We start from the raw sequence: 21,565 nt of genomic DNA, 5'->3' as shown, positions 1-21,565 counted from the left end.
ATGAACAAAGAAACAAATATAATTAATATTGAGAACCTAGAAGTAAAATTTGGTAAACAAGTTATTTTGCATGATGTTTCATTAAGCGTTAAGGCGGGTGAAATTATCGGCATTATCGGACCAAATGGTTGCGGTAAAACAACCTTGCTTAATGCCATCTCAGGTTTTGCTCAAGTTGATTCAGGTACTATAAGTTTTGACGGCAAGGATATTATGAATCTAGCGCCGAATAAACGAGCTCTCTTGGGCATTGGGCGCAGTTTTCAACACGCCGGAGTTTTTAAGGATTTAACTGTAGCTGACAATATTATCATTGGAGCTGAAAAAGCTGAGAAGTTTCCTTGGTGGTGGATGTTTATGCCTCGTTGGCGCAAAAAAATGTCAAAGATCATCGATGCTTCTTTAGAAGAAATGAATCTATTAGCTCATAAAGATTCGTTAGCCGGAATTTTATCAGGCGGACAAATCAGACTTCTAGAATTAGCTCGCCTTAAATTATTTAAGGGTAAATTATTGTTGATTGACGAACCAACGGCTGGCGTAGCGCCGGCTTTACGAAAGCAACTAGCTCAAGTAATAAAAACTTTGAACAAGGACCATGGTTTTACAATTATGGTGGTTGAGCATGACCTAAAGTTTTTGTTTGATTTAGTTGAAAAAGTTGTGGTGTTGGTTGATGGACAAAAATATCTAGAAGATACGCCAGAAAATATTCAACAGGACAAAAGATTGCAAGAGATTTATTTTGGAACTAGCAGTCATTAAATTTATAAAATAACAAATTTTCGTAAATTAAAAATTAAATATCATGTTAGAGTATGAAAATGTGTCTGACAAACTTGTCAGGCAAATGTTAGTAAATGCTCATAACCCCAGGCGTGCAAAAATAAGAACCAAGTTTTTGCGTGAAGAATATAAGTTTTTGAATAGTAGAATCAAAAACGAAATAGTCTTAGCCGCTGGTTGTGGCTTAGGTCACGAGGTTTTTGTTTTAGCTAAAAATAATTCCTGGGTTATTGGAGTTGATATTATCGAGTCACTAGTTGATGAAGCTAGGTCGACAGCTCTTAAAAAAGAAATTAATAATGTAAGCTTTATTTGTTCAGACTTTCTTAAGTTGGATCAATTGAACGTGCCTTTTAATTCTATTCTTCTTAATATGGGAACAATTTGTAATTTTGATGATATTGCCTATGTTGTAGAAAAGCTTCTAAGTTATGGCGAAAAACTTTATTTTGACTTTTACTCTTCTAAAAGATCAGTCATTGCTATCAGAAAGAAGATGTATGAAGAAGAGGCTTGGAGTAAGTTAAGAGTTAGTGGAGCGAAGATAATCAATGAATGTGGTTTTGAGTCTAAGGCTTTTTCTAAGAAGTATATAAAAGGCATAATTGATCAACTTGGATTTAAGGTAAGATTTTATCCAATTTGCAATTTTGCATATATGGCCGAAGTCTGGCGATAGATTTGTGCTTATTTCACCCGATTTGTTTAATAGCAAAAAGGGTGATTTTTTATTACAAATTTGTTATAATTAGGTTCATATGAAAATTACTAAATACATTGCCATTTGGCTAATCATCGTAGCCGCTACTTTAGGCGCCGGCATCGCCTTAACTGAGAATTTTATAAGCTTAGGTGCTCAAGCTGGTACTTTGCGTCTTGATGAGCAAGAGGCAACTATTCGAGCTATAAATCGCGCTGCTCCTGGAGTTGTTAGTATTACTATTTCTGAAAATGTTGATACTGAAGTGCTTGATATGAATACTGGCAACACGAGAATCGAACAAAGAAAAGTTCGTCGCGGCGCCGGTTCCGGCTTCCTTATCTCAGCTGATGGATTAATTATAACCAATAAGCATGTTGCTTCAGCTGGAACTGATGGTAAGAGCGAATATAAAGTTACGCTTAATTCAGGTAAGCAATATTTTGCGCAGTTGATCGGGAAAGACCCGGTTAATGATTTAGCTATCTTAAAAATCTTTGATAAGAACTTGCCATTTTTAGAAATGGGGGATAGCAACGCCTTGCAGGTTGGCTCCAGTGTTATTGCTATCGGTAATGCTCTTGGTCGCTATGACAATAGCGCCACTAAAGGAATCGTATCTGGTTTAGGTAGAAGTCTTATGGCTTCGGGTAATAATGGAACAACAGAAAATTTAGAAAATGTTATTCAGACTGACGCTCAAATAAATTTTGGAAATTCCGGCGGACCATTAATTAATCTTGACGGTAAAGTCGTCGGTATTAACGTGGCTAAAGATGATGGTGGCGAGAGTATTGGTTTTGCTATTCCGGTAAATGAAGCAAAACCTGTTGTTACAAGTGCTCGTGACAATGGTCGTATTATTCGTTCACGTCTTGGTGTTCGTTATTTAATAATTACGCCGGAAATTGCTGAGGCCAGAAAATTGCCTCGCTCAACCGGAGCTTTGATTATAGTAGGTGAAAATGGTGAAGCTGCAATTACGGTTGATTCGCCAGCAGCTAAGGCAGGTCTAGCGGCTGATGATATTATTTTTGAAGTTGATGGTAAGAAAATTGATGAACGCTTACCTTTATTATCTTATATCAGCCAATTTGGCCCTGGCAAAAAGCTAGGTCTTAAAGTTCAACGCGGCACACAAATATTTTCAAAAATTGTGACGCTTGATGAATTAAAATAATATGTTGAGAAAATACGATTTTATAACTATCGGTGGAGCAACCGAAGATATATTTTTTACAGTCGATGATTACTTAATGCTCAATGATCAAAAACTCCATGAAAGAGTGGTAGGTTTTGAATACGGTTCAAAGGTAGGTATTAAAGATATGCATTATAGTTTTGGCGGTGGAGCTTCTAATACTGCTATTGCTTTAGCTAAACTTGGCTTTAAGGTGGCAGCTGTTGTTAGCGTAGGCGATGATGATGCTGGCCAGCGCATGATAAATAATTTATTAAAGCATAAAGTTGATTGTCGTTTCGTACAGCGCGAAGCTGGTAAGTCAGGCCGATCTTTGGTTTTGAAAACCGCTTCCGGTGACCATGTGTTATTTACTTATCGCGCATCTAACGGACTTCTTAAAATAAATCACAAGCTTTCTAAAAAATTGGAAAATGCTAAGCGTTTATATCTAACTTCATTAAGCGGTGCTTGGCGAGAAATTCTTAAAGAAGTTTTTTCTACTAAAACAAAGATCGCTTGGAATCCAGGGCGTAAGCAGTTGGCAGTAGGCTATAATGGTCTAAAAAACTTTTTAGCTTTAACAGATATTCTAATTTTGAACAAAGATGAGGCAGTCGAATTATTGATGCCACTTACAAAAAAAGTTCTACCTGTTTCAATGATGCTAAAAAAACTTTATAAGTCAGGTCCTAAGATTGTCATTATCACTGAAGGCCGCAGAGGCGCTTCTGTCTTTGACGGTAAAAAGATTTATAAAGAAAAAGCCACAACTCACAAGGCAATTGACACAACCGGTGTGGGTGATGCTTTTGGCTCAACTTTTGTAGCGGCCTTTGATTATCACAACAATATTAGCCGAGCTTTGAAATTAGCTATGAAAAATTCTGGTTCAGTCGTAACTAAATTGGGCGCTCAGAATGGTTTGTTGTCGAGAGAGAAAATTGGTTTTTAATTTATGCCAGAATTGCCAGAAGTGGAAACTGTTGCAAGAGATCTTAATAAAGCTTTAGTTGGTAAAACAATTAAATCAATTATTTCGTTTGATAAAAAGACTTTTGTTTCTAGTCTACCGAGTTTACGTCGCGCTGCGCTTGGTAATAAAATTATTGATGTCCGTCGCCGGGCGAAGATGCTTATCATTGATTTTGGTAAGCATTTTTTTGTAGTTCATCTAAAAATGACGGGTCAGCTTATTTTTCAATCGAATAAGAAATTAATTGCTGGCGGACACCCGATTGTTTCAACTGGTACAACGGTACCTAACAAATTCACGCGCTTAGTTTTCACTTTAAATAATGGAGGCACTTTATATTTTAATGACATAAGAAAATTTGGCTGGGTAAAAGCAGTCAAAGCTGATGAGTTTTCTGTGATTGACAATGCTTATGGTCATGAACCTTTTGACAAGGCTTTGACTTTTGAGAAATTTGTAAGTTTAATAAATCGTCGTTTAAGAACTTCGATTAAAGCTGCCTTGCTAGATCAGAAGCTAGTTGTTGGTTTAGGTAACATTTATGTAGACGAAGTTTTATTCAAATCTGGCCTTAGACCAACACGTCTAGTAAAGACTTTGACATTGCTTGAGAAGAAAAAAATTTATTTAGCTATTCCTCTTATTTTAAAGAAAGCGATTCTAAAGCGGGGGACAACTTTTAGTAATTTTCGAGATGGAGCTGGTCAAAAAGGTAATTTTGTCGCTTTCTTAAAAGTTTACGGTCGCTCTGGTCAGCCTTGTAAGAGTTGTGGTGAACTAATTAAAAAGATACGTTTAGCTGGTAGGGGTACTCATTTTTGCCCAAATTGTCAGAAATAATTGCGCTATTTACAAAATCTTTTTTAGGTGGTAGTCTTCTATTACTGTTTAGTGAAGTAAACATTCATCGATACAATTCTCCAAGTCAGTAAAAGAAATTTTACTGACTATTAGCAGAAAGAAGAGATTTGGCTTTGATTTGTACTTTCAAAATTTAAATAATTATCTATAAATTTAAACCCATTTTTCTAGGGAGAAAGTAGGTAAGTCTATACTTATGCAAAATAATCCATCTTATTTAAAAAAACAAAGTAAAACTGTTATGTTTAGTAAGATAATATGTATAATGATTTGACAACTATTCTCTACCATAAATCTCTTCTTATTCTGCTTCTTGTTAAAAAAATTCAAGAGAGGGAAAAAATGTATGCCATCAATGTCAAAAAACCGAAAGAGCGCAAAAGGCCGAAAGAAATAAGCCCAGCTCATTGAGACGTATACAGAGTACATGGTTTATTAACACTTGTTCTTTATTAAATTAAACTTTTGTGCTCCTTGCTATTAAGAAATAAGCTGCCATATAAACAACGGCATTTTATATTCTTATTAGAATCAAGCGTCGAACAACAATGACATTTCATGCCAATTGTTTTCCCTCTCACTATATAGATTAGTGCAAATTACTTAAGTAATTTGGTTTCTCCTCTTACGGCTGCCTTCCTCCTTGGGTAGTCGTTTTTATTTGCCGAATTTTTCGTTTATTAGTATAATAATAGATAATAAATCATCATATGACATACAAGAGCTTTATTATCATTTTTGTCCTAATTTTTAGCTTAGGAGTTTTTAAATTTTCATTTGCTCAGACTCTAGATACTCAAGCTAATGGCACTCAAGCTACAGCTCAAGATACTGCCGCTAAAGATCAGACGGTTAATAAAGATTCGCCTGGTAGCCCTTCTGGCAATAATCAGGTCGTATCGCGCGATGCAATCGGTCTTAGGTTAGTTCCAAATCCAGAACATTTGGCTCCAATTGAATGGTATTACAAGAATATTAAAGTTAAAGGCTCACCTCAGTCACTCTTGGTTGATGGTTATGAGGCTGTTCGTGATGGTAGAACTGTTTATGTTAGCGCTTCTAAGACAGTAACTGTAAATCGTTGTTCAGATAATCCGTCTATTATTTGTCAGAATAATACTCAGTGTACATCTGGCAGTATCGAAGACACTTCTTTACCTAAACATTTTATGGCTACGGCTTGGGCGGCAGGACAATGTGTTACTTCGACAATCCCTGAGCTCTATACCAATATTTATGTTATTTCTTATAATCAGAGTCCTGAAACCTCTACCACTGATATTTTTGGACAGCTACTTCAATATTGGAAATTTAATATTGATGTAAAAAATTGCAGTAGAACTGTTACGCAGACTTGTGTTGAGAATGTAGATTGTCCTAAGGCAGAGAATGGCCCCGAGGTTTGTGGTTCAACTGGTTATTGTAACAAAACAATTGAGAGTACTTGTGTCATTGATAGTGATTGTCCCCAAGGCGAATATTGCAATAGTAAAAAATCAACTATTATTCGCGATACTAAAAGATTAGCTGACTTAGTTAACGTTAAAGCTAAACTAGAAAGCTATAATAAAATTATTAATCGGTATCCAAGACTAGATACTGGTACATATTTAACAAACCGCACAATCTCGACTTGGCCAAGTTGGGCGGCTACTTTTAGCTCAACAATTGGTTCGGCTATACCGAATGATCCAGTAAATAAATTAGGTCAATGTAAGCTAGACTCAGGTGATAATGCTCGCTTTGATGTTACTAGTTGCTGGGATGAAAATGCTAAAGAATTTTCTGGTACGGCTGATCCATTGACCTTGCCAGCTAATAGTCGTGCTTATTATTATCAGTATAAACCAGTTGATAACAGTTATAAGTTTTGTGCAATATTTGAGTCAGGCTATGTTCACGGCAAGGCTCCTTTAACACCAGTGTGTCAGACTGGTAGAAGTTGTAATGTGAGCTGTGCTAACAAGCATTGTGGTGATAATGGTTGCGGTGGATCTTGTGGATCATGTGCCAACGGTCAGATTTGTCAGAATTTCCAATGCAGAGCTGATGGAACAATTCAAAATTAATTAGTGATAAAATAACGCCCTGAATAGGGCGTTATTTTAATACTTGACTTGCCTTGACAAATGTTAAAAAAAGTGATATTTTATCAAAATAAATTATAAAATAAAAAAAAATTTTAAAAAACCAATAAAGGAGAAAAAAGTGGACTTGTTCGTTAAAAATGGTTTAGACGGTTTTAGACTCAAAAGAGATGAGGCCTACAATCTATCTTATAAGAGATTGAGTCGTGCAATTCTTTGGTTCAGACATATTTTGTATGTACTAGTTCCTTCTGCTGTCTTGTTTTCTATTGGCACAGAAGGAGTATTATTACTGAAAGACCAGGGCTCTCCGATAGAGAGTATGATTTTTTGGTTTATAGTAATTTGTCTCTCAAGATTTTGGATTGGCCTGGTTTTTGATGATGCACCTTTTGAAAAAAAGATTTTCAGAAAATACTCACTTAAGCCAGTAATTGAATTTATTGAAGAATTTAAAAAATCAACTATATATAAGGATATATATATAAAATATCCTGAGATTAACGATTCTTTAGTAGAAAGGTTAAAACAAAGTAACGATATTATTCGCAAGCAAATAAAAGAGGCTACGCGCAAAAATGTAGAAAGAAACTCTCTTACGATCAAAGGTATTAAAGACGAGATAGCAGGCCTGGAAAAGAAATTATCAGAGTTAAATGAAAATAGTGGAAAAGAATTATTAAAAGAGATATCACCTTTAAAAAATAATTTGCAGATAATTGGAGAAGACTTAGATGTTTTGGCTTTCAATGATGATTTACAGAAATTTATCGTCTAAATAAGAGCGCCTTATATTGTAATAATATATGAGGCGCTTTTTTATTAGGGCATTAAATAATATGTCGCTATAGCAACAATTAAGCCAATGACAGAACCAACCAAGATTTGTTTCTTGGTGTGACCAACGCGTTCTTTCATTTTAGGATAAGATTGGTTAAGATATTGATCATTCCCCAAATCTTTTACTAAATCATTTATAACCTCACCTTGCGCTCCAATGTAGCGTCTAATGCCTACAGCATCGCGAATAACTAAAATAGTGAAGAATAGAATAATAGCAAAGAAAGGCGAATCAAAACCGAGTCGCAAGCCTATTATCGTAGTTAGTCCAATCGACGCAGCAGCGTGGCTTGAGGGCATGCCTGAATAGGAGAAAATATTACCAATAGTAAATTTTAGATGATTATTCGATATGAAGAATTTACTTAATTGTGCCACTAAAAAAGAGGCGATTATGACAATAATGAATGAATATGACATATTTTGTTAAAATCCTTAGAGATTAGTTTTATGATATACTGTTAGTATAAAGATAATATAACTAAAAGACAAATGTGATGGTTGTTAGTTGTTAGTGGTTAGAGAATGGATTTTTTTTTGCTTCTCCCTAGCAACCAACAACTATCAACTAGCAATTAAAATAACTATGAAAAAAATATTTAAGTTTGCAATTATATTATTAATAGCAGTAATCATTATAAGCGTTTGGTGGTATAACTTTAAACTATCTGCTAGGTCTTCTAATAATCAGGCCGTTTCTTTTATAGTTGAATCTGGCTCAAGCAAGTCTAATATCGCTGATCAATTGTTTAAAGAAAAAATTATTAACTCTAGTCTTGCTTTCAAAATTCACTTCTATTTTAATAGTGATAAGAGCATTCAGGCCGGAGAATATATTTTTGAGAAGAATTCGAAAATTAAAGATGTTATTACTCAATTAGAGAATGGCGTGGTAAGCGATAAAGAATTCTCAGTTTTGATTCGCGAAGGACTCAACGCGAAAGAGATTAACGAATACCTTAAAACTAAGGGTTATTTAAAAGATGATAGCTTTTTAACTTTAGCGCAAATGCCAGTAAAAAATTTACCAAAAGATTTAACTAATTTTTCTTTTATTGGCTTAATTCCTCAGAATAATGATTTAGAGGGTTATTTGTTTCCTGATACCTACCGACTTTATAAAGATTTCACAGCTAGTGATTTAATTAAAAAGATGTTAGCTAATTTTGACAATAAGGTTGATTCAAAGATGAGAGACTCTATTTCAAGTTCCGGCAAATCATTAAATGATATTGTTATTATGGCGTCAATTTTAGAAAAAGAAGTTAGAAGTGAGCAAGATATGAAAATTGCTTCAGGAATTTTTTGGGATCGAATCAAAATTGGTCAAGCGCTGCAATCTTGTGCGACTCTAGGTTATGTCTTAGGTGTTAATAAGGCTCAATATACTTATGAAGATACACAAATTAAATCAACTTATAATACTTATAAAAATCCAGGTTTAACGCCGGGTCCAATCTCAAATCCTGGATTGAAATCGATTGGCGCCGCAATTTTGCCGATTAAAACTGATTATAATTATTTCCTTAGCCGCCCTGATACAGGAGAGACGGTCTTTAGTAAGACTCTAGATGAACATAATGCTGCTAAAGCTAAGTATTTAAAGTAATAATTTTTTGTGAAAAATAAAGGCTTTACTTTAATTGAGCTACTGGTTGTCATCGCGATAATCGGTGTTTTATCTACTATGGCAATTATTGCCCTGGGTAATGCTAGAGCTAAATCAAGAGACGCAAAAAGAGTGGCCGATATAAAACAAATATCTACGGCACTAGAACTATATTATAGTGACTATAATACTTATCCTACTACTATTACCCCTGGTAATAGTTTAGTCTCACCAGATGGTACTAGAACATATATGGGCAAAATACCGAACAACCCTACACCAATGAATGATGGTGATTGCCCTAATAAAGACTATAGCTATGGCTATGTTACTTCTACTAATAAATATGCTCTTGGTTTTTGTTTAGGCAGTAGCGTTAGTTCTTTAACTGCCGGTGTACAAACCGCTTCAACTGATACTGGTCTTGGTAATGCTGGATTAGTTGGTTGGTGGAAATTTGATGAAGGATCTGGTTTGACTGCTATTGATTCGAGCGGAAGTAATAACGCCACTTTAATAGGCGGGCCAACTCGACAATCTGGTAATATCTGTAAAATTGGGAGTTGTTTGAGTTTTGACGGGTTAGATGATTGGGTTAGTCCTCCTTCACAAACTTATTTTGCTCAGAGTTATTCAAGCTTCACTATAACTCTATGGGTAAATCCATCTGTAGTTGGTGGCACAATAATTCATAATGCAGGAGAATCAAATGGCTGGTTTACTGGTCTATTAGGCTATCGCGGCGGCAAACTAACTGCTTTTACTTACTCCGGTGCTAGCTGGACGCAATCAATAGTCACAAGCGTCCCAGGTCAATGGAAATTTGTTTCAATGGTTAGAAATAGTCAAAATAACTCAACGGCTATATATGAGGACGGGGTTCTAGTTGGTTTTGGAATTGGCTCTTACGACCCTAATGGAATAACACATAGATTTGGTATTGGTAGATATATTGTAGATTGTTGCAGGATGGATGCTCCCGGCTGGTTTAATGGTTATATGGATGATGTGCGATTTTATAATCGTTCCCTTTCAGATGCCGAAATTTTAGTCTTATATAATGCTACAAAATAGAAAACTAAAATCCGGTTTCACCTTAATTGAACTACTCGTAGTAATAGCAATTATTGGTGCACTCTCTACCATGGCAATAATAGCTCTAGGTAATGCTAGGGCTAAATCAAGAGACGCAAAAAGAGTTGCTGATATAAAACAAATATCTACGGCCTTGGAGTTATATTATTCTGATTATAATTCTTATCCAACTATTATCACACCAGGTAACAGCTTGAGTTCGCCAGACGGAACTAAAGTATATATGAGCGTTATTCCATCTAATCCAAGCCCAAGAACTGATGGTAATTGTCCGGACAATAACTATGCTTATGGTTATGTTACTTCTACTAATAAATATGCTCTTGGTTTTTGTTTAGGTAACAGTGTCAGCTCTTTAAACGCTGGTGTACAAACAGCATCTGTGGATACTGGACTTGGTAATGCTGGTTTAGTTGGCTGGTGGAAATTTGATGAAGGCTCCGGTACAACTGTAATTGACTCTATCGGTAATAGCACTGGCACTTGGTCTGGTACTGGCAGCCCCCGCTACGTGGCTGGCAAAGTAGGTCCTTATGCTGGGCAATTTAATGGTAGCGATGACTATGTTAATTTTGGAAACTCAATAGCCTTAAATGGTACACGCACTACAATAATTGGATGGGCTAAATTTACTACTTTAGGCGGTATAGCTTTAGATAACTCTAATTCTTATAGACTTATAGCTTCTGATGTAAATGGTAGTAGGTTATCTGCAAGATTCGCTACAACTAATGTTAGTTGGTCATCTGGCACGGTAATAGGCTCGACCTCTTTATCGATCAGTCAATGGTATCATGTTGCTTTCACTTATGATGGGTCATATGCTAAGGTTTGGCTAAATGGTAAAGAGGATGGGGTAACCGCGGCGACTGGTGATTTAATGCCATCTGGTAGAAATAATTTTATAGGGACATATAATTATTTTAATTGTTGCTTTTTTAACGGAGTGATTGATGATGTCAGAATTTACAATCGCGCTCTCTCTGCTGCTGAAATTTTAGCTTTATACAATGCGACAAAATAAAAAACTAAAATCCGCTTTCACCCTCATCGAACTACTCGTCGTAATAGCTATTATTGGTGTACTCTCAACTATGGCAATCATTGCCTTAGGCAATGCCAGAGCTAAAGCCAGAGATAGTAAAAGAGTTGCCGATATAAAGCAGATAAGCACAGCTTTAGAGTTATATTATTCAGATTATAATTCTTATCCAACTATTATTACGCCGGGCAATGCTTTAACTTCACCGGATGGCACTAGAATTTATATAGCAGCCATACCTAATAACCCTGCACCTAGAAATGACAACAATTGTGGTAATAATAACTACACTTATGCTGCGACTTCAGATAATGCTAACTATAGTCTTAACTTCTGTCTTGGTAATAACGTTGCTTCAACTCCAGCTGGTATTAACTCTACTTCTAATTCTGGCCTTAACACCGCCCCTGGCTTGGTTACTTGGTATAAGTTTGATGAAGGTTCTGGTGCAACAGCAATTGATTCTAGTGGAAATAATAGGACTGGTACGTGGAGCGGAGCCGGTGTCCATTATGCTACTGGTAAAACAGGGTCTTACGCTGGACAATTTAATGGAATAGATGATTTTGTCCAAACAAATTATTCAGCTAATTTTGCCAACCAAAGTTTTTCGCTTTCTTTTTGGGTTAATATGGCTGCTAAATCACGTGGTGATATAGTAGCTAATAAAGATATGAGTTTGACTGGCAATGGGTTTCATATCTGGGAAGAGAGTGGTCAAATATACGGACTAAGATTGGGTGACGGAGTTACGGCTTCTCTCGATGCGCGCGGTGGATTTTATCCAGCTACGGCCTTGGTTTGGAAACATATTGTTATTGTTATCAATCGGCAAGATAATACATATTATGATTACACTAACGGCGCAGCTGCTGTTCCGGCTGGATGGACGCAGAGTTATTCTTTAGGATCGGGGATAGGGCCAATCGGTAATCAGTTTAATATGCAAATTGGTGGGAATACTTTTGCTTATTATGAAGGTTTAATTGATGATCTTCGTATATATAATAGAGCCTTGTCTTTAGCTGAGGCAAAAGCTATATATGATGCTTCTAAATAACAGTCTTAATGAGTATTTGACAAATTAGAGTTATATGTTAATATGTATTTGTCCTAGACAGTAGGCAATCACTAAGACCTACCGAGACAATAACGATAGCCATTCGGCTATGATTGTAATCTGGGACTATAAAGGTCGCAGTTTTTTTATATCCCTTAGTGTTTTATTAGTAGGGGATTACATTAAGTTTTATGCCAAAAACAAAGCAACAAAAACAGGAAATCGGTCGCGATTTAAAAGAACGTCTAGCCAAAGCTAAATCTGTTGTTTTTACAAGTTTCAATGCTTTAACTGTTAAAGAAAACGAACTTATTCGTATTGAATTAGGAAAAGAACAGAGCGAGTACTATGCTACTAAAAAAACATTACTTGATCGAGCTCTTAAGGATGCTAACATCGAAGTTGATGCTCGTAACCTCGAGGGTCAGGTAGCTATTACTTTTGGTTATGCTGACGAAGTTGCACCAGCCAAAATTATTTCAAAATTTGTTAAAGATTTTGATGGTAGAGTTAAATTCTTGGGCGGAGTTTTAGAAGGTAAGTTCATTGATGCCGCTGGTATCACTGCCTTAGCTTCTTTGCCTTCCAAAGAACAACTTTACGCTCAATTGGTTGGTTCAATTAATGCTCCAGTTTCCGGTTTTGTAAATGTGTTAGCTGGTAACTTGCGCTCTCTAGTGCATGTTCTCTCAGCTATCCAAGAGACTAAATAAATAATTATAAATCTATGTCAGAAGAAACAAACAAGGATTCTGAAGTAGTTGTACCTGCAAAGTTTACAGCTCTTGTTGAATCAATTGAAAAAATGTCCGTTTTGGACTTAGCCGAACTTGTTAAAATTTTAGAAAAGAAGTTTGGTGTTTCAGCTGCTGCTCCAGCTATGATGATGGCAGCCGCTGGTCCAGCCGCCGCTGCGGTTGAAGAGAAGGATAGCTTTGATATCGAATTAACTGATTCAGGTGCTAATAAGATTTCAGTTATTAAAGCTATGCGCGAAGTTTCTCCAGAACTCGGCTTGAAAGAAGCTAAAGACGTTGTTGACGGTGCTCCTAAAATGATTAAGGAAGCTGTTAAGAAAGAAGACGCCGAAGCTATTAAGAAGAAGTTAGAAGAAGCTGGTGCAAAGGTAATATTGAAATAAATGTTTTAAAAAACCCCGGGTCGATTGACCCGGGGTTTTTTGCTACTAAATATCTTAAGTATGTAATTGATATTTATATATTTCTAACGCTGCCGCTAGGGCTTACTTTTGTAGCCAAAAGTAACAAAAGCTTTGGGGGCTTCAACTCGCTATTACATTGTTCGCCTTTTATATCAACAATCACGGCGCTCGATTCAGCCCCCAAACCCCATGACTCGTTAAACAACTTAATAGTTCTTAATCTATATAATTTATCTATATTAGTTTTCATGTAAATATAAGTCACCCCTCCTTATTCGCCGACTTGGCGGATGAGGAGGGGATGGGGGTAGAGTAGATGATTAAACCATAATAAATGTATACCTTAGCAGAAGATCTCTATTTTTTAGCCTTTTTATTAGCTATTGACATAATTTATTAAAAGTGTTATTATGTGGATATTAGATAAAACAATTTGCAACTTAAAAATCCACGAAAGGATTAAAATGAACTTAATTAAAGTATTGGCCGTTTTCGTTTTAACAGTTATTTTAACAGCTTCGGTTTTTTCTACTGAAATTAATGTTAAAAGCATGACTGAAGGCGACGCTGGCTATAGAGTAATCGGAAACGGAATCTCAATAAACAAAATTAGCTCCCCAATAATTCAGGGAAGTTTTAGCGGATATACCTTTGATGCTTGTTTAAGAGAAACTGAAAAAACAACATCTTATATAGCTCTTTTATATAAAGATGTTCCGGTTATTAAGGTAACAAAAGCAGTATTAGAAATAAAATTTGGCGTAAAAACTTACTACGCGTATATACTGCAAGGGCAGGTAGATATCACTCAAGATGGAAAAGAGTTTATTTTAGAAACAAAGGATTTAAAATTAGTTTGGTATTAAAATGACAAACTAAAAATTTTACGAAAGGGGTTGAAATATCAACCCCTTTTTTTATATATAAAATTTATTTTGAATCAAAATGTTTAGCTTCAATTCGATAAATCTTTTTACCGTTCATCAAATAAACAAATTTATTTTTCTGATCAACTGCGGCGCCGGTCAAGTTATCTAACATATCGCCGGAGTATTGAGCTAAATACTTACCATTTTTGGTAAAGACTAATAGGCGTTTATTTTTTGGCTCTAAGACATAGAGATAATCATTGTCAAAGGAAACATAAACTGCTTTTGGTTCTTCTAGCTTTGGTGAAATTTCGTCTAAGCTTAGAACTTCCTTTTTACCACTGGAGAATTTACTAACTGTGTTATTTTCAATCAAATAAATACGACCATCAATTGCCATTGATTGAACCGCGCCCAAGCTACTATTATCTTTAATCCAGCTTTGGCCTTGGGTAAAGGCGTTAGTTTTACGATCTAGTGTATAACGTGAAATAGCTCCAGCGCTAATGACATACAAACGGTTATTATAAACTGCGGCTGTCTCAATCTGAGCTGATGGATTTTCTATGGAGAAGCTAGCTAGTTGGCCGCTGTCTGATTTATAACTTACGACATTACTTTGTCCAATATAATATTGAATTGGATCGTCAATCACCGCGCCTAGCATTGGTGAGGGGATAGTTTCGTTATTCTTTGTTTCAACAGTTTTAGAATCTGCGTTAATTTTGAAAATATCTTTAACTTCTTCTGAAATAGCAAAAATTGTACCATTATCAGCCACTAAATATTTAGCAGTATTCGGTAGCTCTAGTAAGAACGAACTTTCAGCTAGTCTGGTTATATTGTAGAGCTTATCTAGTTTGTCTTCATAGCGCTTTTGGAAATCATCTTTAATTACTTGTTCTTTGTCGGTTTTTGAAGGCAAGGAATTAACCAAGTCTGCCATTTGAGTAATTATTTCTTTGGCACCATCGCGGTTGTTGTAGAGTAGGGCAGCTTCTAATTGGTTTTCTTTCTGACTAAAGTTTGAATTAACTAAAGCAATTTGTTCAGCGCTCTTTTTGCGACTTTCATTGATTGTTGAATAAACAATATTGCCTAACAAGCCAAGAATAGAAACGCCGATTACTATTACTAATATTTTGTAGCGTAAACTTAAACGACGGAAGTTATCAACCGCGCTAAAAGCGGCGCGAGCTGTGTGTTGGGCAGCCAAACGACTATTGTTAGATAATTTTTGTCGTGTTTCAGGATCAGTTATCACTTTACCGGTTTGTTTAATTGCGCTGACTGATAAAGAAACAACAGCACCAGTTAAGGCGACAGTTGTTCTCATAATGGCTGCGCCGTGCTGACCAAGGTTTAATTTCTCTCGAGTAATACTTATTTGTCTGGCTGTGCTAGAAGTATAATTTTTCATGCCCGAGCCAACTGGTTTTAGTTTGTTCATCCACTTCTTAAAATTGACCATGCCTGATGGGCTTAAAATTTGTTCGGTTTTTTCTTGGGTTAGATTAAGTTGATTAACCGATGAACGGCCATAGCCAACCGGTGTTTGTCCGGGGACAGAAACTGAGGCAGCTGGTGCAGCAAAGGCGTCGTGTTCGCCAGCAGTATTTTTAACAATCAAACCAAAGAAGGGGACAAAGGCGCGTGTTTGTTCTAAAAGATTCTTCATTTGCTCGGCGGCTCCGGCTGGTGGCAAAGTTGTAATAATGTCAGTAACTTGTTTCTTAGTTAAATATTCAAACAATGATTCGTTGGCAAAAAAGAAATAACCATGAGCTGGAACAGCGCCAGCTACAACATTGGTAAAGAATTTATTTGGTTGAACTATTTCTTGTGTTGGGTCATTAGTTTTTTCCGTAATATCAACTAAACTATAATCAAGGAGAAGTTCGCCGCGCTTATTTTTTGGTCTATAAAATAAAATTGCCTTACCTACACCGGTTTGGGCAAAGAATAATTTGTTATTATGGATAATACCAATAATGGCATTAAGTGAACCTGGTTTAAGATGTAATTTACTTTGTTCAAGCCAAGCTGATAAGTTACGGTTTATTTTAGCAATCGCCGCTTCAAAGATTATGTCAGGCTTAAGATTCGCTAAGCGGTCACGCAAAATAAGAGCTTCATTTTCATAATATTGTTGATATGCATCAGCAATTAGAAAATCAGCTATTTTTTCATCTTCTGCTTTTTCAGTATCAAGTTCTAATAAAACGAAAAGCCGGCCAATAAGCATTTCTTCTTCAGCTGATGGCTGGCTTACAAAAATACGACTTAGGACACTTGATTTCTGTTGAGGGTTTACTGTTAGTTGGGCTATTTTGTAGCTCATAAAAGTCTTTTCTTGTTTGACGTCTATATTATACTAGTATACTATGAAAAGTATTAGAAATCAAAAAACTTCAGCTTTTACTCCATTTATATGCTAGCTAAACTTTTTGGCTCAATGGCCAGGGTGAAAATTCTTAAATTATTCTTATTAAATCCCGAGACTTCCTATTATATTCGTCAGGTGTCTCGTCATCTTAATTTGCAGCTTAATGCTGTCCGCCGTGAGTTAGAAAATTTAGAAACCATGGGTTTATTATCTAGCCACCAGGGGACTGATGATGAATTTGTTGGTGGGAGAACCGATAAAAAGTTTTTTCAAGCTAACAAAGATTTTATTCTCTTTAATGAAATTAAGGAATTAATCATTAAAGCTCAGATTCTTTGCGAAAAAGAATTTACTGATAAACTCAAGAAGCTAGGCCCAATTAAACTTTTGATTTTATCTGGTCTTTTCTTAAATGATAAACAAGCGCCGGTTGATATGTTGATAGTTGGTGAATTTAGTAAAGACAAAGTAGCTAAGTTGGTGAAAGATTTAGAAGAAGAATTAGTCAATGAAGTTAACTACGCCGTGCTAACTGAAGAAGAATTCCGCTACCGTCAACAAGTAACTGACGTTTTCTTGTACAGTGTTTTGGAAAGTAAGAAAGTTGTAGTAATTGATGAGCGCGGCTATATGAGGTTGAGTTAAGTTTTTGATTTTGCCCTACCCCCAACCCCTCCCCGCGCATAGCGCAGGGAGGGGTGACTTATATTCACATGAAAACTAGTTTCCCCTCCCTATTCGCTTGCGAATGGGGAGGGGTTAGGGGTGGGGTCGTATAATCTTGTATATAATATTGACAAAGTTCAAGCAATTTGATTTATTAATCATAAGAATGTTATTTAAAATATATTTGTTGAAATAATAAAAAAGGAGAATATTAATGCCGATAATTAATATCTATTTTGATCCTAGTATCGTGGACAAACCGCATATTAGAAGTTTTATCCTGTATCCCAAAAAAGCTCTCTAGGATATAAAACAATATGTAGCGGAAAAATTAAGTTGCAGTGATTTATATATATTACCCAAAGAAGTCAGTCTGCGAATTATAAAAATTGAAGCTGGTCTTATGATAGCTCCTATTGAAATAAGTATCATTGCTTCTAAATCTAAAGAGAGAGCAGAAAAACAAGAGGAGTTACGTAAAGATTTTGAAAAATATTTTACGGAGAAATTTTTCAACAATATGGAAGTAAAAGTTTGGCTCGAACTATACGAGTTAAGCACTAGTTAGTGGGAAATTTTTTTAGTCTTTGTGTTGATATCTAATCGCACAAAGACTTTTTTATTTTTTCCTTTGTCAGAACCACAGATTACGCAGATTTTATGATAAAACACTGATAGTGTATAAACTATCAGTGTTAATCTTTTAATCTGTGCTATCTGTGGTTCAGACTATTCTGTCTTCAAATGCCAGCCATGGGCATAATCACCAAACTCAATTCCAAAGTTTCTAGCCCAGATATCAACCTTAACTAAACCGTCTTCAGTTTTTACTTCCAAATATTGATGTGGCGAGATGAACCATAGTAAGGTCCAACGGGTTTTAATATCTTCTTTAGAAAATATGCCACTGCTTATCAGTAGAAATCTTAACAAGTGATTGATATTAGTGCAGTGCATTGTACCAGAAGACTGCAATAGATGCTCAATATTATTGTTGAAAATATTGAAAAGGTGAGTAACAGTGTATAACCTTTGGCCGTGGTATCGCTTCGAAATGATATTATAGGCTAGTTTTAAACAATCTAGTTTAGTGTCAGATTTTTTTAGATTATTTAATAAATCTTCTAAGTTTAGTTGAATATTTGTTTGCTCCATAGATCTACATTATATAATAGTAGTCGTATATTTGCCATTTTTTAGCTTTGTCAGTCTAATCTTAGATTGTCATAAAAGCTGGCAAATAGTCTGTTTTTTCTAGTCCATTGACATTATTTTCATTATATGCTATAGTATTGTTCATATTCATAAAAACAAACTGTTATGGAACTACATGATTTTATAAATCTTGTCGCTCGAAAGCGAAAAACTATCTTTGGTATTGTTGCCATTTTTATTTTATTAGGCATCGGCGTCATCGCTGTTCAACGTTTTAAGTACAGCTCTAAGTCTCAGCTATTGGTTGTGCAAGAGTACAATCAGAATATTGATGCTTATACTGCTTCTAAGTCAAACGAGTATCTGTCTAATGTTTTAGCAAGCGTTGTGAGTTCAAACTCCTTCTTTACTAAAGTATTAGAATCAGGTTTTGATATTGATGCTAGTTATTTTGGTGATAATCCAAAAGACCAAATGAAACAATGGCAGAAAACGGTAAGTGCTAAGAGTATCAACGACTCTGGTATTATTGCTATCACTGCTTATCATCCTAATCGTGATCAAGCTGAAAAGATTGATCGTGCGATTAACTATGTCTTAATGACACAGAACACGGCTTATCATGGTAGCGGTGATGCGGTTAAGGTCCGTTTGATCGACCAACCAATCACTTCAAGTTATCCAGTTAAGCCAAATATATTCTTAACACTTGGCATTGCAATAGCCCTAGGGTTCATTGCTGGTCTAGTTTACGTATATTTAACTCCACTAACAAAACTACCTAGCGCTCATTATTATGGTGAGCACGCAAAACATGTTCATGCTGATCAATTAGCTAGCGTAAGAAGCCATGGACAATTTCCAGTCGAAGCTTTCGACAATATATTAATCGATAATGATCTAATTGGTGAAGGCGGTTATAACGATGAAATCGAGAATATCCCTTCAGCTGAAGAATTAGCCAGACAGGCTAGCATGAGAAATATACTTAGGTAAGCCTTTGTCTCGACTAAATGTCGGGGCTTTTGCTTATAAATCACTCTATAGTTTACAAATCTGCCATTTAGCTTGACAAGTATCGAACTTCATGGTAGGATTGTGGATTAAAGAAATTGGAATATTTGGGAGAAACGGAAGGATATTTTACAAAAATTAAATTTAAACATTTAATAAATAATTAATTAATTCAAAAACAGCAATTTAAACAAGGAGATTAAAATTGAGTAAAAGAACATTGTTATTAGTGATGTTTTTTGTCTTTACTCTTTCTGTCACTGTGAATGCACAGAATTATACAGAAAAGAAGAAAGTCGAAAACAAAACTGTCGTAAAGACAGAGAGCACAGAAAAGGGATGTGATTCAGTTAACTCGACTTTTGTCGGAGTAATTAAAGAAACCTCACTTTTCCATAATAAGACGAAGAAAACTGTTACCATTGATATGTCGACTGATGAAAATCAGGACGAAAATCAGGATGGTGAAGAAGTTGCAGTAAAGAACTCGAAGAAAGACAAGAGGATGTCGGATTACTATCCGGTCATCAATCAGGTAGAGGGATATATCGGATACGTGTCTCTAAAAAACCTAACCATGAAATTTTCTGGAGCGAATTTTTGGGTTGTCGTAAGACAGAATCCAAACACGACCTCAAGTGCCACTAGAAATGTGAAAACATTTGGTGGTTATATTCAGGGTGGTAAGTATAAGGGAACCGTAGAGGATAACAAACCCGCAGCCGATATTACGGTCGATGTAATTGGTGGAGGCCTGAGCTATGCTTGGGCAAATAATTTAAGATCGGGCTGGAATGGCCTGGTTATGAATTTTGGCGTATCACAAGAAATCGAAAATGGAACCGCTGGATTATACCAGTGGAGACAGAATAATCTATACTTCGATTTTTCTGGATGGGCCGATCTAACAAGAACAAGGAATACGTTTTTTTCTCGCAGCAACATTAGTTGGTATTGGAAAAAAGTCATTTCTGCAGACAGGAGTGCCTTGTATAATGGCCAGACTGCAAAATCGGAAGTCTACGAAAAAGAAGCCATCGGTTTAGGCTATAGACAGACGATAATGCAATTTATTTACAACGGCAATGTAGGCATTCATTTTATTCTTAATTTTGACTATACGCATTTCGTATATGGAAGTCAGGATTGGTATAAACCAGGGGCCGGAGTAGAATTGTATTCGCCCAACGGTAAAATCTGCGATTTTGTAGTAGGGAAAAACATCAGGGCTAATGGTGGTTCAAGTAAATATAGTGTTACCGAATTTAAATTTACCGGTGATGTTATAAGATTAGCAGAATCATTGTTCGGCTTTAAAGTAAGTTTCTAAGTCACTAAACAAAAATTTTAAAAACACACAAAAAAGAAAGTGAGAAAAAAATGAGAACAAGAATAATCTCAATATTAGTTGTTGCGTTCATGATGATTGCATCAGCAATGGTCTTAACTTCCTGCAATCAGGGCAAAGACAAGACGGACAGTAAGTCAACTGAAAAAATTCAGCAGTCAAATACACAATCAACAAACCAGCAGGGTGCAGGTAGAACAAAATCGGAAATAGCAGAAGGCTCATACGGCAAAACAATCAGTATTCCATATGAAAAAGTTGCTCCTTTCGACAAGTCTGTTTCAGGAATTTCCTGTGCAGTAAAAGAAGGTGACAATGTTGCATTCTACAATTTAGCATCAGAAGTTGACCAGTATAGGTCAAAATTCGGTGTAGATCCAAAGGTATTTCCGGTTCAAATGCGTTGCGACTTAACCCAGTGGGTTAATGTTGAAATGAATAAGGAAAAAGTCGGTAATGCAGAATATTATGTTGTAAGAGTTCCTCTCGCAGGGTACAGTTACGACATAATTGCATGGTGTACATACTTAGGTGACGACAGGGGAGGAAACGATAAATATTTGCAAGATTCCTACTGGAGAGATCATCTTAAAGAAAGCTTGGCTTTATCAGGCTATGGTGCTAACCGTTATGGCGGAGGAAATCAGTACTATTCCCAGTTAAAATAAGCCATCGTTCAATGCTCTTTAATGAATAGTTTCTATGATTTGATGATTATAGATAAAGGGA

22 protein-coding genes are annotated in these 21,565 nt (G+C 35.8%); 19 read left to right on the top strand and 3 right to left on the bottom strand.

Annotated elements, in window-relative coordinates; all coding sequences use genetic code 11:
* From NTY12_03375 to NTY12_03345, 7 genes are all read left to right on the top strand, one after another.
* A complete protein-coding gene (locus tag NTY12_03375) occupies nucleotides 1–765 on the top strand; it encodes an ATP-binding cassette domain-containing protein (protein ID MCX6793044.1) in 765 nt (254 codons plus the stop codon).
* A 43-nt stretch (nucleotides 766–808) separates the two neighbouring features.
* Nucleotides 809–1,465, top strand: a complete 657-nt coding sequence (locus tag NTY12_03370; protein ID MCX6793043.1) for a methyltransferase domain-containing protein — start codon at nucleotides 809–811, stop codon at nucleotides 1,463–1,465.
* Between the two features lie 79 nt (nucleotides 1,466–1,544).
* Nucleotides 1,545–2,666: a trypsin-like peptidase domain-containing protein gene (locus NTY12_03365; GenBank protein MCX6793042.1), complete on the top strand. Its 1,122-nt coding sequence runs from the start codon at nucleotides 1,545–1,547 to the stop codon at nucleotides 2,664–2,666.
* Nucleotide 2,667: 1 nt separating this feature from the next.
* Nucleotides 2,668–3,621, top strand: a complete 954-nt coding sequence (locus NTY12_03360; protein ID MCX6793041.1) for a carbohydrate kinase family protein — start codon at nucleotides 2,668–2,670, stop codon at nucleotides 3,619–3,621.
* 3 nt (nucleotides 3,622–3,624) lie between these two features.
* The gene (gene mutM, locus NTY12_03355; GenBank protein ID MCX6793040.1) at nucleotides 3,625–4,482 is read left to right on the top strand and encodes a bifunctional DNA-formamidopyrimidine glycosylase/DNA-(apurinic or apyrimidinic site) lyase; all 858 of its coding nucleotides are present in this window, start codon (nucleotides 3,625–3,627) and stop codon (nucleotides 4,480–4,482) included.
* 731 nt (nucleotides 4,483–5,213) lie between these two features.
* Nucleotides 5,214–6,572, top strand: a complete 1,359-nt coding sequence (locus tag NTY12_03350; protein ID MCX6793039.1) for a hypothetical protein — start codon at nucleotides 5,214–5,216, stop codon at nucleotides 6,570–6,572.
* A gap of 139 nt (nucleotides 6,573–6,711) precedes the next feature.
* A complete protein-coding gene (locus NTY12_03345; GenBank protein MCX6793038.1) occupies nucleotides 6,712–7,368 on the top strand; it encodes a hypothetical protein in 657 nt (218 codons plus the stop codon).
* Nucleotides 7,369–7,412: 44 nt separating this feature from the next.
* Here NTY12_03345 and NTY12_03340 read toward each other — a convergent pair whose 3' ends face one another.
* On the bottom strand, nucleotides 7,413–7,850 hold the full coding sequence (locus NTY12_03340) for a divergent PAP2 family protein (protein MCX6793037.1): 438 nt from the start codon (nucleotides 7,848–7,850) through the stop codon (nucleotides 7,413–7,415).
* A 166-nt stretch (nucleotides 7,851–8,016) separates the two neighbouring features.
* Between NTY12_03340 and mltG the strand changes: the two genes are divergently transcribed.
* The 7 genes from mltG (at nucleotide 8,017) to NTY12_03305 (ending at nucleotide 14,264) form a co-directional block, all read left to right on the top strand.
* On the top strand, nucleotides 8,017–9,039 hold the full coding sequence (gene mltG / locus NTY12_03335; GenBank protein ID MCX6793036.1) for an endolytic transglycosylase MltG: 1,023 nt from the start codon (nucleotides 8,017–8,019) through the stop codon (nucleotides 9,037–9,039).
* 9 nt (nucleotides 9,040–9,048) lie between these two features.
* Nucleotides 9,049–10,113, top strand: coding sequence for a prepilin-type N-terminal cleavage/methylation domain-containing protein (locus NTY12_03330; GenBank protein ID MCX6793035.1), 1,065 nt, complete (start codon nucleotides 9,049–9,051; stop codon nucleotides 10,111–10,113).
* Nucleotides 10,100–11,158, top strand: a complete 1,059-nt coding sequence (locus NTY12_03325) for a prepilin-type N-terminal cleavage/methylation domain-containing protein (GenBank protein MCX6793034.1) — start codon at nucleotides 10,100–10,102, stop codon at nucleotides 11,156–11,158. Before NTY12_03330 ends, NTY12_03325 begins: the two co-directional genes overlap by 14 nt.
* Nucleotides 11,145–12,236, top strand: coding sequence for a prepilin-type N-terminal cleavage/methylation domain-containing protein (locus NTY12_03320; GenBank protein MCX6793033.1), 1,092 nt, complete (start codon nucleotides 11,145–11,147; stop codon nucleotides 12,234–12,236). The genes NTY12_03325 and NTY12_03320 overlap by 14 nt, the downstream gene beginning before the upstream one ends.
* Before the next feature lie 191 nt (nucleotides 12,237–12,427).
* Complete coding sequence (gene rplJ / locus NTY12_03315) at nucleotides 12,428–12,949, top strand: 50S ribosomal protein L10 (GenBank protein MCX6793032.1); 522 nt, start codon at nucleotides 12,428–12,430, stop codon at nucleotides 12,947–12,949.
* 14 nt (nucleotides 12,950–12,963) lie between these two features.
* Nucleotides 12,964–13,377, top strand: coding sequence for a 50S ribosomal protein L7/L12 (gene rplL, locus NTY12_03310; protein ID MCX6793031.1), 414 nt, complete (start codon nucleotides 12,964–12,966; stop codon nucleotides 13,375–13,377).
* Between the two features lie 431 nt (nucleotides 13,378–13,808).
* On the top strand, nucleotides 13,809–14,264 hold the full coding sequence (locus NTY12_03305; GenBank protein MCX6793030.1) for a hypothetical protein: 456 nt from the start codon (nucleotides 13,809–13,811) through the stop codon (nucleotides 14,262–14,264).
* Nucleotides 14,265–14,328: 64 nt separating this feature from the next.
* Here NTY12_03305 and NTY12_03300 read toward each other — a convergent pair whose 3' ends face one another.
* A complete protein-coding gene (locus NTY12_03300; GenBank protein ID MCX6793029.1) occupies nucleotides 14,329–16,608 on the bottom strand; it encodes a hypothetical protein in 2,280 nt (759 codons plus the stop codon).
* Nucleotides 16,609–16,698: 90 nt separating this feature from the next.
* Between NTY12_03300 and NTY12_03295 the strand changes: the two genes are divergently transcribed.
* Nucleotides 16,699–17,298, top strand: a complete 600-nt coding sequence (locus NTY12_03295) for a hypothetical protein (GenBank protein MCX6793028.1) — start codon at nucleotides 16,699–16,701, stop codon at nucleotides 17,296–17,298.
* Nucleotides 17,299–17,722: 424 nt separating this feature from the next.
* On the top strand, nucleotides 17,723–17,887 hold the full coding sequence (locus NTY12_03290) for a hypothetical protein (protein MCX6793027.1): 165 nt from the start codon (nucleotides 17,723–17,725) through the stop codon (nucleotides 17,885–17,887).
* Nucleotides 17,888–18,048: 161 nt separating this feature from the next.
* Here NTY12_03290 and NTY12_03285 read toward each other — a convergent pair whose 3' ends face one another.
* A complete protein-coding gene (locus NTY12_03285; protein MCX6793026.1) occupies nucleotides 18,049–18,474 on the bottom strand; it encodes a hypothetical protein in 426 nt (141 codons plus the stop codon).
* A 165-nt stretch (nucleotides 18,475–18,639) separates the two neighbouring features.
* On the opposite strand from NTY12_03285, the gene NTY12_03280 reads away from it, so the two are divergent.
* From NTY12_03280 to NTY12_03270, 3 genes are all read left to right on the top strand, one after another.
* Nucleotides 18,640–19,470 carry a Wzz/FepE/Etk N-terminal domain-containing protein gene (locus tag NTY12_03280; protein ID MCX6793025.1) on the top strand — a complete coding sequence of 277 codons (831 nt, stop codon included), beginning with the start codon at nucleotides 18,640–18,642 and terminating at the stop codon, nucleotides 19,468–19,470.
* A gap of 280 nt (nucleotides 19,471–19,750) precedes the next feature.
* Complete coding sequence (locus tag NTY12_03275) at nucleotides 19,751–20,818, top strand: hypothetical protein (protein MCX6793024.1); 1,068 nt, start codon at nucleotides 19,751–19,753, stop codon at nucleotides 20,816–20,818.
* A gap of 50 nt (nucleotides 20,819–20,868) precedes the next feature.
* The gene (locus NTY12_03270) at nucleotides 20,869–21,504 is read left to right on the top strand and encodes a hypothetical protein (protein ID MCX6793023.1); all 636 of its coding nucleotides are present in this window, start codon (nucleotides 20,869–20,871) and stop codon (nucleotides 21,502–21,504) included.
* Nucleotides 21,505–21,565: the final 61 nt, after the last annotated feature.

Source organism: Candidatus Falkowbacteria bacterium (genome assembly GCA_026396835.1).
GTDB lineage: Bacteria > Patescibacteriota > Patescibacteriia > Patescibacteriales > Patescibacteriaceae > Patescibacterium.
This window is presented reverse-complemented; position numbering and strand designations above follow the sequence as displayed.